The sequence below is a fragment of the Rathayibacter sp. VKM Ac-2760 genome (assembly GCF_009834185.1).
Taxonomy (GTDB): domain Bacteria; phylum Actinomycetota; class Actinomycetes; order Actinomycetales; family Microbacteriaceae; genus Rathayibacter.
In genome coordinates this window covers 2432717-2445222 of record NZ_CP047173.1, presented here as the reverse complement: position 1 = coordinate 2445222, position 12506 = coordinate 2432717, and the positions used below count along the sequence as shown (strand labels likewise).

The window sequence follows — 12506 nt, the reverse complement described above, 5'->3', positions numbered from 1 at the left end:
GGGCCGGGGGGTGTTGGATCGAGAGACGCGCCCGGCACCCCGGTTGCGTCGATGCGACAGGAAGTGAGTCACACGCTATGCGCACATTCGTACTCGCCGGAGGATGCTTCTGGTGTCTCGACGCCGTCTACCGCGTCCTCGACGGCGTGACCGACGTCGTCTCCGGCTACACCGGCGGAGCCACGCCGAACCCCGACTACGAGTCCGTCTGCACGGGCCGCACCGGGCACGCGGAGGCCGTCGCCGTCACCTTCGACCCCGAGGTCATCCCCGAGCAGGTCGTCCTCGACGTGTTCTTCACGCTGCACGACCCGCGGCAGCTCAACCGCCAGGGCAACGACGTCGGCACCCAGTACCGCTCGGCGATGTACTACTCCTCCGATGAGGAGAAGGAGCTGTTCGAGGCCGCGCGCGACCGCGCCGCCGAGTACTGGGACGGGAACATCGTCACCGAGATCGCCCCGCTGGGCGTCTATCACGAGGCCGAGGACTACCACCAGGACTTCTTCGCCAAGAACCCCGGCCAGGGCTACTGCCTCGCCGTGGCGCTGCCCAAGGTGAACAAGATCCGCAAGTCGTACTCGAAGTACATCCTCGCGTCCTAGCTCTCCTCCCCAGGCGGCGAAGCCGCCCGGTCGTCCCCCGAAGGGCCCGTTTCCACTGCGGAGGCGGGCCCTTCGTCGCGACACTGTCCCTGCGTCGCCCGGGTGGTTCCAGCCCCCACCGCCCGGGCGGCGCACCCGCCGCGACCGCGACGGGGAACCGAGGCGCGCCGCTCCAGGCGGCGACCGACGAGAGGACAGCAGCATGACCGACACCCTGACCGTCATCGGAGTCATCGGCACCGCTCCGCGCAGCGTCGACACGACGAGCGGCACCGCGATGACGAGCTTCCGGCTGGCGTCCGCGCAGCGGCGCTACGACCGCGGCGCTCAGCGCTGGATCGACGGGCCGACGAACTGGTACACCGTGAACGCCTTCAACGGCCTGGCCGGCAACGCCCTGGCCTCGCTCACCCGCGGCGACCGCGTGCTCGTCACCGGCCGCCTCTCCGTCCGCTCCTGGGAGTCGGGCGGCAGATCGGGGACCGACGTCAGCCTGATCGCCGAGGGTCTCGGCCACGACCTGGCCTGGGGGACGACGAGCTACAGCAGGACGGTCGGGCGGGCGGCGGCGGCCGCGCCCGAGGCGGCCGGGCCGGATGGGACGAGCCCGGCCGGCTGGAGCCCGGAGGCGCCGGCCGCCGTCGAGGGCTCCTCCGGCGGTGACTGGGGAGCAGGACGCGCCACCGCCGCCGACCCGTCCGAGGCCTCGGTAGAATCGGCCGACGCCCCGTTCTGACGCGGGATCCGGCGCGCGTCCGGCCGCCGTGGGAGGGATTCGAGTGAGCATACGGACCGTCGTCCGCGCAGGCCTGCGAGCGGGAGCGGTGCTCGCGCTGCTGGCCGGGATGACCGGCTGCACGGCACCCGCTGCCCCGCCCGCCGCCCAGAGTCCGTCGGCCTCCGCGGCACCGTCCGGCGCCGAGTCGGCCGCTCCCGTCGCGCTCGTGCCCGGTGGCACCGCGGAGGAGAACCTGCCCTTCTTCCGGCAGATCGTCACCGATGCCGCGGGCTCGGACCCCGCGACCCCGGGCCGGAGCGTTGTCGACGCCCTCGTGGCCGCCGGCTTCGCGAAGGAGTCGATGCAGCTCACCGCCGACGAGACGTCGGTCGGCCTCGCCGCCGACTCGGTGCAGGTGTCGGTGAAGGCGTCGGACGCCTGCCTGATCGGTCAGTACGGGCCGAAGGTCGACGGCGTGCGCGCCGAGGTCGCCGCGCCGATCGCGACCGGTGCCTGCCTCATCGGCAGCACCGTCCCGCTCGACGGCTGAGCCGCACCCCTCGGCGCGGGCCGCGCGGCGGAGGCCCGACCGAACGGTCCGCCCGCCCAGCCGGTATCCTCGGTAGCGGCCCGGCCGCCGACCTTCCCGCCCGCGCACCTGCGTGCGGTGGTCGAACACCGGCGGCGCTCCGGCCCGAGGGGCACCCGATCACCGGGACGCCCGCGGCGGAGAGCGGGCTCCGAGAACGTACGAGCGGTTGAGGGACTGAAGTGGCTGAATACATTTACTCGATGGTGCGCGCCCGCAAGGCGGTCGGCGACAAGCTGATCCTGGACGACGTCACGATGTCGTTCCTGCCCGGAGCGAAGATCGGCGTGGTCGGCCCGAACGGCGCCGGCAAGTCGACGATCCTCAAGATCATGGCGGGGCTCGACACCCCCAGCAACGGCGAGGCGCGGCTGAGCCCGGGCTACACCGTCGGCATCCTGATGCAGGAGCCGGAGCTCGACGAGACCAAGACGGTGCTCGAGAACGTCCAGGAGGGCGTGGGCGAGATCAAGGGCAAGATCGACCGCTTCAATGAGATCTCGCTGGCGATGGCCGATCCGGACGCCGATTTCGACACGCTCCTCGCCGAGATGGGGACCCTGCAGGAGGCCATCGACGCCGCCGACGCCTGGGACCTCGACTCGCAGCTCGAGCAGGCGATGGACGCGCTGCGCACCCCGCCGGGCGACTCGCCCGTCACCAGCCTCTCCGGTGGTGAGAAGCGCCGCGTCGCGCTGACCAAGCTCCTGCTGCAGAAGCCCGACCTGCTCCTGCTGGACGAGCCCACCAACCACCTCGACGCCGAGAGCGTGCTCTGGCTCGAGCAGTTCCTGTCGAAGTACCCCGGCGCCGTCCTCGCCGTCACCCACGACCGGTACTTCCTCGACAACGTCGCGGAGTGGATCGCCGAGGTCGACCGCGGCCACCTCTACCCCTACGAGGGCAACTACTCGACCTACCTCGAGAAGAAGAGCGCGCGCCTCGAGGTGCAGGGCAAGAAGGACGCCAAGCTCGCCAAGCGCCTCACCACCGAGCTCGAGTGGGTCCGCAGCAACGCGAAGGGCCGTCAGACCAAGTCGAAGTCGCGCCTGGCGCGCTACGAGGAGATGGCGGCGGAGGCCGAGAAGACGCGCGTGCTCGACTTCGAGGAGATCGTGATCCCGGTCGGCCCGCGCCTGGGCTCGCAGGTCATCGACGCGAAGAAGCTGCACAAGTCGTTCGGCGACCGCGTCCTGATCGACGACCTCAGCTTCACCCTCCCGCGCAACGGCATCGTCGGCGTCATCGGCCCGAACGGCGTCGGCAAGACCACGCTGTTCAAGACGATCGTCGGCTTCGAGCCGCTCGACTCCGGCGACCTCAAGATCGGCGACACGGTCGACATCTCCTACGTCGACCAGACGCGCGGCGGCATCGACCCGAACAAGAACCTGTGGGAGGTCGTCTCCGACGGGCACGACTACATCCAGGTCGGCAAGACCGAGATCCCCTCGCGGGCCTACGTCTCGCAGTTCGGCTTCAAGGGCCCGGACCAGCAGAAGCGGGCCGGCATCCTCTCCGGTGGTGAGCGCAACCGCCTCAACCTGGCGCTGACGCTCAAGCAGGGCGGCAACCTGCTCCTGCTCGACGAGCCCACCAACGACCTCGACATCGAGACGCTCGGCAGCCTCGAGAACGCGCTGCTCGAGTTCCCCGGCTGCGCCGTGGTGATCACCCACGACCGGTGGTTCCTCGACCGGATCGCGACGCACATCCTCTCCTACGAGGGCACGGAGGAGGACCCGGCGAACTGGTACTGGTTCGAGGGCAACTTCGAGTCGTACGAGCAGAACAAGATCGAGCGCCTCGGCCCCGACGCCGCGAAGCCGCACCGCTCCGCCTACCGCAAGCTCACCCGCGACTGATGCGCCTGCACGTCGCCATCCCGCTGCGCTGGTCGGACTTCGACGCCTACGCGCACGTCAACAACGCCGAGATGCTGCGCCTGCTCGAGGAGGCGCGCATCCAGGCGTTCTGGCGGCCGGACTCCCCGGAGGCCGGCGGGATGTCGACGGCGGTGCTCGACGCCCGACCGGGAGCGAGCACCATCAGCCTGATCGCGCGGCAGGAGATCGAGTACCTGGCGCCGATCCCGTACATGCGCGCACCGCTCGACATCGAGCTGTGGATCGGCCGGATCGGAGGAGCGAGCCTCGTGGTCTGCTACGAGCTGTACTCGCCGGCGGGCGTCGAGCCGCGCGTGCTGTACACGAAGGCGGCGACCACACTCGTCATGGTGACCGCGGCGACCGGGCGGCCGGAGCGCATCCCGCAGGGGCTGCGCGAGGTCTGGGCGCCGTACGTCGAGGAGCCCGTGGCGTTCTCGAACCGCAGCTGAGTCGCGCCCCGCGCCGCTGAGGTCCGCCTGCTCAGCCGAGCGGGACCCGGATCATCCCCTCCTGGGCGACGCTCGCCACGAGCCGGCCGTCCCGCGCGTAGATGCGGCCGAGCGAGAGGCCGCGTCCGCCCGAGGCGCTCGGCGCCTCCTGGACGTAGAGCAGCCAGTCGTCGACGCGGGCGGGCCGGTGCCACCACATCGCGTGGTCGAGGCTCGCGATCCGCAGCCCGGGCGTCGTCCAGGCCGCCCCGTGCCGGCGCAGCGTCGACTCGAGGATCGTGTAGTCGCTCGCGTAGGCGAGGGCGGCGCGATGCAGCATCGCGTCGTCGGGCAGCGGGCCGAGGGCGCGCATCCAGACGCACTGGTGCGCGGTGCGGTGCGGATCGGCGCGGAGGTACAGGGGCTGCTCGACGTGGCGGACGTCGAACGGCCGCTGCGTCGCCCAGAAGCTGCCGACCGGGTGGTCGACCCCCGTGAGCACCTCGGCGCTGCTGGGCAGCGACTCGGGATCCGGGACGCCCTCGGGCATCGGCGTCTGGTGGTCCAGGCCCTCGTCCTCGGTCTGGAACGACGCGATCATCGACAGGATCGGCGCGCCGTTCTGATAGGCCTGGGTGCGCCGGGTGCAGAACGAGCGCCCGTCGTGGATCCGATCGACCGAGAAGGTGATCGACAGCGAGACGTCGCCCGGTCGGAGGAAGTAGCCGTGCATGGAGTGCACGCCGCGCCCCTCGACGGTGCGGCCGGCGGCGATCAGCGACTGGGCGAGCACCTGCCCGCCGAAGACGCGCCCCTCGGGCATCCACTGCGAGGGGCCGGTGGAGATGTCCTCGCTGGTGCGGGCCCCGGTGTCGGTGAGGTCGAGGGCGGTGAGGAACGAGGACAGGGGATCGGACACGGTACCTCCGGGGTGTCGGCCGTCGAGGGCGGCGGCCTCGGGTAAGTTTATCGACGCGATGAATTCGTCCTTCTTCCTGGCGGATCCGCCCAGCCTCTCCGATCTGCGCGTGTTCCTCGGCCGGTCCGCACGCGTCGAGGACGGTGCAGTGCGCCTGCTCGCGCAGGACCGGATCCTGGCCGTCTACACCGCGATCCTCCAGCCGCGCGGACTGCTCGACCGCTCCTCGACGGTGCTCGGGCTCCGAGTGTTCGCGCTCGCCGAGCCCGCCGCGTTCGATCGGGTCGTGCCGATCCGCGCGCTGTCCGACCGGCTCGCGCGGCTGCAGTGGGAGCCCGGGGGAGCTGACGGCAAGCCCGTCACGCTGCCCGACGGCGACGATGCCACGGCGGGCGCCTGGGCCGGCATCTCCCCGCCGCGCGGCGGCTGGGCTCGCCGCGAGCCCGTCGATCCGGCGTTCCTCGAGCGGATCGCCCGCGAGGGCATCGACGAGATCGCCGCGGCGGTGGGCTCGGAGACCGGCGAGCAGATCGTCGGCCGGGTGCGGTCCTCGGTCTGGGGTCGCCCGCTCGACGGGCTGGAGGACGTGCCCGCGGGCGCCGCGTTCGCGCTCTTCGCGCTCGGCTTCCTCGGTGCGGACGACCCGGTGGCGCTGCTCGAGAGCGGCCAGTGGCGCCGGCTCACCTCGCGGCGCGGTCACGTGCTCGTCCGCACGCCCGCCTGACTCCGGCGGGCGCGGCGAAACCCGCGCTACTCCTCGAAGGTGTTGACCATCGCGTGCGCCGCGCGCTCGAGGTAGTCCCAGAGCATGGCGTCGTCGGCCGGAGCGAGCTCCAGCTCGTCGACGGCGGTGCGCATGTGCGCGAGCCAGTGGTCGCGCGCCTCGGGGTTCACCTTGAACGGCTGGTGCCGCATCCGCAGGCGCGGGTGCCCGCGCTCCTGGCTGTAGGTGCCCGGCCCGCCCCAGTACTGCTCGAGGAAGCCGGTCAGCCGCTGAATAGCGCCCTCGAGATCGTGCTCGGGGTACATCGGCCAGAGGACCTCGTCCTCGCGGACGCCCTCGTAGAAGCGGCGGACGAGGCGCTCGAAGGTCGGCCGCCCGCCGAGGTGCTCCCAGAACGAGCGCATCGGGGGAGTCCCGCCGATCTGCAGCCCGCTCACGAGCGCGGTCCCGCCTGGGGCGGCACGGAGCCGCCGTCCTGCGGGCGCTGCTGCGGCACGGCCTGCTCGGCAGCGGGCGCCTTCGGACGCCGCAGGACTCGCGGCAGGCGCACCGGCTTGCCGTGCTCGGTCGTGACGGTGGCCGTCGGAGTCGTGCGCGGTCCCTTGACTCCGCCGACGCTCGTCGCGCCCTCGAAGCCGCTCAGCACCACCGCGCTCAGCGAGGGCAGCTTGACGTCGAGGGTGTCGAGCGCGCGCTTGAGGCGGATCCGCAGCTCGCGCGCGACGTCGTCCTTCGCGGTGGTGCGGGTCTTCAGCACCACGCGGATGACCAGGGCGTCGTCGGCGATCGACTCGAGGCCCCAGAGCTCGGGCTTGTCGATGATCCGTGCGCGCCAGCGGCTGCTCGCGGCGAGCTCGTTCGCGGTGCTGAGGATCGTGCTCTGCACCGACTCGAGGTCGGTCTCGTAGGGGACAGCCAGGTCGATGATGACGCGCGACCAGCCCTGCGACATGTTGCCGACGCGGACGATCTCGCCGTTGCGGACGAACCAGAGCGTGCCGTTGACGTCGCGGATCTGGGTGATCCGCACACCGACGTTCTCGACCACGCCGGTGGCCTGGCCGGTGTCGACGACGTCGCCGACGCCGAGCTGGTCCTCGGCGACCATGAAGAGGCCGTTCAGCACGTCCTTGACGATGTTCTGCGCACCGAAGCCGAGGCCGGCGCCGAGGGCGGCGGTGAGCAGTGCGAACGAGCCGATCAGGGTGCTGTCGATCGTGTTGACGACCATCACGACGGCGATGACGACGATCAGGATCGAGCTGATGTTGTTCAGGATCGAGCCGAGGGTCCTCGTCCGCTGCACCAGCCGGACGGCCGCGAGCGGAGAGGCCGCGATGGCCTGGGTGTCCTCGACCCGCTGGCGCTTCTTCACCCCCGAGACGATCTGATCGACGACGCGGCCGACGACGAAGTGCGCGATGACGCGCGCCAGCAGCGCACCCAGGACGATCGCGAGCACTCCGACGCTCTTCCAGAAGATCTCGGAGTCGAAGAAGGAGATGGTCGCGGCGACGGGGTCGGGAGTGGAGGTGTCGAAGAGCAGCATCCCGACCAGGCTAAGGGACGCCCGCCTGCGAGTCCGGGGAACGCCACCGCGGGTCCGCGAGCGCCGGGGGGATAGATTCGACGGGGCCGCACTGGCCGCACACTCCACCCCCAGGGGAAGGACGCCCGATGCTCCACTCCACCCGCACTCCCGCCGAGAAGCGCCGTCTCTTCCGCGAGCGGCTCGCGACAGGGGAGCTTCTCCAGCTGCCGGGAGCGTTCACCCCGCTCTCCGCGCGGCTGATCGAGGAGAAGGGCTTCGACGGGGTCTACGTCTCCGGTGCCGTGCTGTCCGCCGAGCTCGGCCTGCCGGACATCGGCCTGACCACGCTGAGCGAGGTCGCGGGCCGCGGCCAGCAGATCGCGCGGATGACCGACCTGCCCGTCCTGATCGATGCGGACACCGGCTTCGGCGAGCCGCTCAACGTCGCCCGCACGGTGCAGATGCTCGAGGACGCGGGCGTCACGGCGCTGCACATCGAGGACCAGGTGAACCCGAAGCGCTGCGGGCACCTCGACGGCAAGGCCGTCGTCGACGAGAGCACGTCCGTCCGCCGCATCGCCGCCGCGGTCGACGCGCGTCGCGACCCGGGCCTCGTGATCATGGCCCGCACAGACATCCGCGCCCTCGACGGGCTGCAGGCCGCCATCGACCGCGCGAAGCGACTGGTCGACGCCGGAGCCGACGCGATCTTCCCCGAGGCGATGCGCGACCTCGGCGAGTTCGAGGCCGTCCGCGCCGCGATCGACGTGCCGGTGCTGGCGAACATGACCGAGTTCGGCAAGAGCGAGCTCTTCACGGCGCGGCAGCTCGCCGACGTGGGCGTGAACATCGTGATCCACCCGGTGTCGCTGCTCCGGATCGCGATGGGCGCGGCGATGCGCGCGCTCGACACGCTGAAGGCGGAGGGCTCGCTGCAGTCCGAGGTCGCCGGGATGCAGACGCGCGCCGAGCTCTACGAGCTGCTCGACTACTCCTCCTACAGCCGCTTCGACGAGGGCGTCTTCGACTTCAGCCTCGCCGGCCACCACGGCGCCTGACCGCACGACGGCGCTGCGGCGCCCCCTGAACCACGGCGGCAGGACGCCGCCGCCCCGATCGCGAAGGAGCGAGCGATGAGCACGACCGAGCCGGACATCCGCAAGGGACTCGTGGGGGTCGTCGTCGACACGACGGCGATCTCGAAGGTCGATCCCGAGTCGAACTCGCTGCTGTACCGCGGCTACCCCGTGCAGGAGCTGGCGGCCGATCGCTCCTTCGAGGAGGTCGCCTGGCTGCTGTGGAAGGGCGAGCTGCCGACGGCGGCCGAGCTCGACGGGCTGCGCGCGTTCGAGCGGGCGCACCGTGAGCCGGCGCCGGAGGTGCGCGCGGTCGTGGAGCTGCTGCCGACGACGGCGCATCCGATGGACGTGGTGCGCACGGCGGTCAGCGTGCTCGGCGCGCTCGAGGCCGACCCGGACGACGAGTCGCCGGAGGCGGTGCTGGAGCGCTCGATGCGGCTCTGGGCGGTGCTGCCCGCCGTGGTGGCGGCGATCCAGCGCCGACGGCACGGGCAGGAGCCGATCGCCGCGCGCGACGATCTCGACTACTCCGAGAACTTCCTCTGGATGACCTTCGGTGACGTGCCGGATCCGCTGGTCGTGGACGCGTTCCGGGTGTCGCTGGTGCTCTACGCGGAGCACTCGTTCAACGCCTCGACGTTCACCGCGCGCGTCGTGACCTCGACGCTGTCGGACGTGCACTCGGCGGTGACGGCGGCCGTCGGCGCGCTCAAGGGGCCGCTGCACGGCGGAGCGAACGAGGCCGTGCTGCACGTCTTCGACGAGATCGGCGTCGGATCCGACGCCGGGCCGCGCGCTCGGGACTGGCTCGCAGAGGCGCTCGCGGGCAAGCGCAAGGTGATGGGCTTCGGCCACCGCGTCTACAAGTCGGGCGACTCGCGCGTGCCGACGATGGACGCGGCGCTGCGGCGCGTGGCCGAGCAGGCGGGGGCGGACGACATGCTCGAGCTCTACGACGCGCTCGCCGCCGAGATGGCGGAGCGGACCGGCATCCTGCCGAATCTCGACTACCCGTCGGGGCCGGCCTACCGGCTGATGGGGTTCGACACCGAGCTGTTCACGCCGCTGTTCGTCGCGGCCCGGGTCGTCGGCTGGACCGCGCACGTGCTCGAGCAGCGGGCGTCGAACGCACTCATCCGCCCGCTGTCGGCCTACGACGGCCCGGCCCGCCGCTCGGTCCCGGAGCGCTGAGCGGGGCGGATCTCGATACGCCGGCTGCGCCGGCTACTCGATCAGCAGGCAGTCGCCGAACATGCTGATCGAGTAGCCGCGCAGCGGCGTCCCTTGCTCTTCGAGTAGCCGCGCAGCGGCGTCCCCTGCTGGTCGAGTAGCCGCGCAGCGGCGTATCGAGACCCACCCCACCTGGTGACGGGGGATCTCGATACGCGCTGTGCGCGCTGCTCGATCAGCAGGCTCGGGTGCTCAGAGCGCCGCGTCGCGCTCCTGCGCGCGCAGGGCGCGCTCGACGCCGGCCAGGTTCTCGATGACGAGGCGGCGCAGCGCCGGCACCTCCGGGTTCGCGTCGAGCCATGCGCGGGTGGCGTCGACGATCGCCGGCGTCGGGGTCGCCGCCGGGTAGAAGCCGACCACCAGGTACTCCGCGATCTTGTAGCTCTTCGCGTCCCACAGCGAGCGGAGCGAGTCGAAGTAGACCGGCACCATGGCGTCGAGCACCGCCGGGTCGCTGGTGCGCTGGAAGCCGAGGCCCGTCGCGCGCACGATCGTGTTCGGCGCCGAGTCGTCGAGCGTGACCGAGTCCCAGGCCGCGCGCTTCGCCTCCGCCGTCGGGATCGCCGCACGGGCGTTCGCTGCCGACTGCGCGCCGGTCGCGGTGTTGTCGGCCGCGAGCGCCTCGTCGATGGCCGAGCCGTCGGCCCGCCCGCCTGCCACGAGCGCGATGAGCAGCTCCCAGGACAGGTCGGTGTCGATCTCGAGACCGGCCAGCTCCGTCGTCCCGTCGCGCAGCGCCTGCACCGCGTCGAGGTGGGCCGGGGTCGAGGCGACCGCCGCGAAGAACTTCACGAACTGGAACTGCGCGTCGCTGCCGGCCTCCGCCTCCTGCGCGAGCGTCCACAGCCGGTCGCCCACCTGCTCGACGACCTCGTCGCGGTGCTGCGGTGCCACGTACTGCGTCGCGGTGCTCACCAGCTGGCCGAGGACTGTGCGGAGCGTCGTCGACTCGGTCTCGGTCGCGATGTTGCCGAGCACCAGGCGGACGAAGTCGCGCGGCGCGGACTCGGCGTCCCGCGTGGCGTCCCAGACCGAGCCCCAGACGAGCGAGCGCGCGAGCGGGCTGGCGATGCTCGCGAGGTGCTCGATCGCGACGGCGAGCGAGGCGTCATCGAGCCGGATCTTCGCGTAGGCCAGGTCGTCGTCGTTGAGCAGCACGAGCGCCGGGCGGGTGCGGCCGATCAGCTCGGGCACCTCGGTGCGCTCGCCGTCGACGTCGAGCTCGAGGCGGTCGATCCGCACGAGGCGGTCGCCCTCGAAGTCGTAGAGGCCGATCGCGAGGCGGTGCGGCCGGATCGTCGGGTAGTCGGCCACCGCGGTCTGCAGGATCGCGAAGGAGGCGATGGCGCCGTCCTCGTCGACGACGATCTCCGGACGCAGCGTGTTGACGCCCGCCGTCTCGAGCCACTGCGCCGACCACTCGGTCAGATCGCGGCCGCTGGTCGCCTCGAGCTCGACCAGCAGGTCGCGCAGCTCGGTGTTCGAGAACGCGTGCTTGACGAAGTACTCGTGCACGCCGGCCAGGAACTCCTTCTCGCCCACCCAGGCCACCAGCTGCTTGAGCACCGAGGCGCCCTTCGCGTAGGTGATGCCGTCGAAGTTGACCTGGACGTCCTCGAGGTCGTTGATCGTCGCGACGATCGGGTGCGTGGAGGGCAGCTGGTCCTGGCGGTAGGCCCAGCTCTTCTCCATCGCGGCGAAGGTGGTCCATGCTTCGGTCCACTCGGTCGCCTCGGCGGTCGCGAGGGTCGACGCGTACTCGGCGAACGACTCGTTCAGCCAGAGGTCGTTCCACCACTTCATGGTGACCAGGTCGCCGAACCACATGTGCGCGAGCTCGTGCAGGATCGTGACGACCCGGCGCTCCTTGATGGCGTCGGTGACCTTGGAGCGGAAGACGTAGGTCTCGGTGAAGGTGACCGCGCCCGCGTTCTCCATCGCGCCGGCGTTGAACTCCGGGACGAAGAGCTGGTCGTACTTCGCGAACGGGTACGGAACGCCGAACTTCTCCTCGTAGAAGGCGAAGCCCTGCTTGGTCTTCTCGAAGACGTAGTCCGCGTCGAGGAACGGCGCGAGCGAGGCGCGGGCGAAGACGCCCAGCGGCACGGTGCGGCCGTCCGAGGAGACCAGCGAGTCGGTCTCGACGACGTAGGGCCCGGCGATGAGGGCGGTGATGTAGGAGGAGATCCGCGGGGTGGGCTCGAAGCTCCAGGTCGCGACGCCGTCACCGGCCGGGACGGGCTCGGGGGTCGGCTGGTTGGAGACGACCTGCCAGGCGGCGGGCGCGGTGACGGTGAAGGAGAAGGCGGCCTTGAGGTCGGGCTGCTCGAAGACCGCGAAGACGCGGCGGGAGTCCGGGACCTCGAACTGCGAGTAGAGGTAGACCTCGCCGTCGACCGGGTCGACGAAGCGGTGCAGGCCCTCGCCGGTGTTCGTGTAGAGCGCGTCGGCGTCGACCCGCAGCTCGTTCTCGGCCGCGAGCGAGTCGAGCCGAATCCGGACGCCGTCGGCCACCTCGGCCGGGTCGAGCTCGACGCCGTTCAGGGTGACCGAGTGCACGGTCTTCGTGATCGCGTCGATGAAGGAGGAGGCCCCCTCCGTCGCCGTGAAGCGCACGGTCGTGGTGCTGCGGAAGGTCTCGGCCCCCCGGGTGAGGTCGAGGGCGACGTCGTAGGCGTCGACCTGGATCAGCGAGGCGCGCTCCTGCGCTTCGCTCCGGGTGAGGTTGTCTCCAGGCACAGGGTGCTCCATCCGTTCGTCTCGGCGCTGCCGCTTCGGCGCCGGGGTGCGGGCG

At 71.3% G+C, this 12506-nt stretch carries 12 protein-coding genes; 8 read left to right on the top strand and 4 right to left on the bottom strand.

Going from position 1 to position 12506, the window contains the following annotated elements; translation table 11 throughout:
• Window positions 1-77 precede the first annotated feature (77 nt).
• The 5 genes from msrA to GSU72_RS11045 all read left to right on the top strand — a co-directional run bounded on the left by msrA (window position 78) and on the right by GSU72_RS11045 (window position 4250).
• Complete coding sequence (msrA, locus tag GSU72_RS11065) at window positions 78-605, top strand: peptide-methionine (S)-S-oxide reductase MsrA (RefSeq protein WP_159985059.1); 528 nt, start codon at window positions 78-80, stop codon at window positions 603-605.
• A gap of 202 nt (window positions 606-807) precedes the next feature.
• Entirely contained in the window at window positions 808-1341 is a 534-nt protein-coding gene (locus GSU72_RS11060) for a single-stranded DNA-binding protein (RefSeq protein WP_159985058.1), read from the top strand.
• A 43-nt stretch (window positions 1342-1384) separates the two neighbouring features.
• A complete protein-coding gene (locus tag GSU72_RS11055; RefSeq protein WP_159985057.1) occupies window positions 1385-1873 on the top strand; it encodes a hypothetical protein in 489 nt (162 codons plus the stop codon).
• Window positions 1874-2094: 221 nt separating this feature from the next.
• Complete coding sequence (gene ettA, locus GSU72_RS11050; RefSeq protein ID WP_123445782.1) at window positions 2095-3777, top strand: energy-dependent translational throttle protein EttA; 1683 nt, start codon at window positions 2095-2097, stop codon at window positions 3775-3777.
• Window positions 3777-4250, top strand: a complete 474-nt coding sequence (locus tag GSU72_RS11045; protein ID WP_159985056.1) for a thioesterase family protein — start codon at window positions 3777-3779, stop codon at window positions 4248-4250. Before ettA ends, GSU72_RS11045 begins: the two co-directional genes overlap by 1 nt.
• A gap of 31 nt (window positions 4251-4281) precedes the next feature.
• On the opposite strand, the gene GSU72_RS11040 is transcribed toward GSU72_RS11045, so the two are convergent.
• Complete coding sequence (locus GSU72_RS11040) at window positions 4282-5148, bottom strand: acyl-CoA thioesterase II (RefSeq protein WP_244255766.1); 867 nt, start codon at window positions 5146-5148, stop codon at window positions 4282-4284.
• Window positions 5149-5206: 58 nt separating this feature from the next.
• On the opposite strand from GSU72_RS11040, the gene GSU72_RS11035 reads away from it, so the two are divergent.
• Window positions 5207-5872, top strand: coding sequence for a hypothetical protein (locus tag GSU72_RS11035; protein ID WP_159985055.1), 666 nt, complete (start codon window positions 5207-5209; stop codon window positions 5870-5872).
• Window positions 5873-5898: 26 nt separating this feature from the next.
• Here the strand turns inward: GSU72_RS11035 and GSU72_RS11030 are convergent, their stop codons facing one another.
• The gene (locus GSU72_RS11030) at window positions 5899-6276 is read right to left on the bottom strand and encodes a globin (protein WP_159986779.1); all 378 of its coding nucleotides are present in this window, start codon (window positions 6274-6276) and stop codon (window positions 5899-5901) included.
• A 29-nt stretch (window positions 6277-6305) separates the two neighbouring features.
• On the bottom strand, window positions 6306-7421 hold the full coding sequence (locus GSU72_RS11025) for a mechanosensitive ion channel domain-containing protein (RefSeq protein ID WP_159985054.1): 1116 nt from the start codon (window positions 7419-7421) through the stop codon (window positions 6306-6308).
• Window positions 7422-7549: 128 nt separating this feature from the next.
• On the opposite strand from GSU72_RS11025, the gene prpB reads away from it, so the two are divergent.
• Both prpB and GSU72_RS11015 read left to right on the top strand, forming a co-directional pair.
• Complete coding sequence (gene prpB, locus GSU72_RS11020) at window positions 7550-8461, top strand: methylisocitrate lyase (RefSeq protein ID WP_159985053.1); 912 nt, start codon at window positions 7550-7552, stop codon at window positions 8459-8461.
• Window positions 8462-8536: 75 nt separating this feature from the next.
• A complete protein-coding gene (locus GSU72_RS11015; protein ID WP_159985052.1) occupies window positions 8537-9673 on the top strand; it encodes a bifunctional 2-methylcitrate synthase/citrate synthase in 1137 nt (378 codons plus the stop codon).
• A 231-nt stretch (window positions 9674-9904) separates the two neighbouring features.
• Here GSU72_RS11015 and pepN read toward each other — a convergent pair whose 3' ends face one another.
• Complete coding sequence (pepN, locus tag GSU72_RS11010) at window positions 9905-12451, bottom strand: aminopeptidase N (protein WP_159985051.1); 2547 nt, start codon at window positions 12449-12451, stop codon at window positions 9905-9907.
• Between the last annotated feature and the right edge of the window lie 55 nt (window positions 12452-12506).

Excerpts from the sequence above, each read along its gene's own strand:
- msrA (WP_159985059.1), top strand. The coding sequence starts at position 78 with ATGCGCACATTCGTACTCGCCGGAGGATGCTTCTGGTGTCTCGACGCC.
- GSU72_RS11060 (WP_159985058.1), top strand. The coding sequence starts at position 808 with ATGACCGACACCCTGACCGTCATCGGAGTCATCGGCACCGCTCCGCGC.
- GSU72_RS11045 (WP_159985056.1), top strand. The coding sequence starts at position 3,777 with ATGCGCCTGCACGTCGCCATCCCGCTGCGCTGGTCGGACTTCGACGCC.
- GSU72_RS11035 (WP_159985055.1), top strand. The coding sequence starts at position 5,207 with ATGAATTCGTCCTTCTTCCTGGCGGATCCGCCCAGCCTCTCCGATCTG.
- GSU72_RS11030 (WP_159986779.1), bottom strand. The coding sequence starts at position 6,276 with ATGCGCTCGTTCTGGGAGCACCTCGGCGGGCGGCCGACCTTCGAGCGC.
- GSU72_RS11025 (WP_159985054.1), bottom strand. The coding sequence starts at position 7,421 with ATGCTGCTCTTCGACACCTCCACTCCCGACCCCGTCGCCGCGACCATC.
- prpB (WP_159985053.1), top strand. The coding sequence starts at position 7,550 with ATGCTCCACTCCACCCGCACTCCCGCCGAGAAGCGCCGTCTCTTCCGC.
- GSU72_RS11015 (WP_159985052.1), top strand. The coding sequence starts at position 8,537 with ATGAGCACGACCGAGCCGGACATCCGCAAGGGACTCGTGGGGGTCGTC.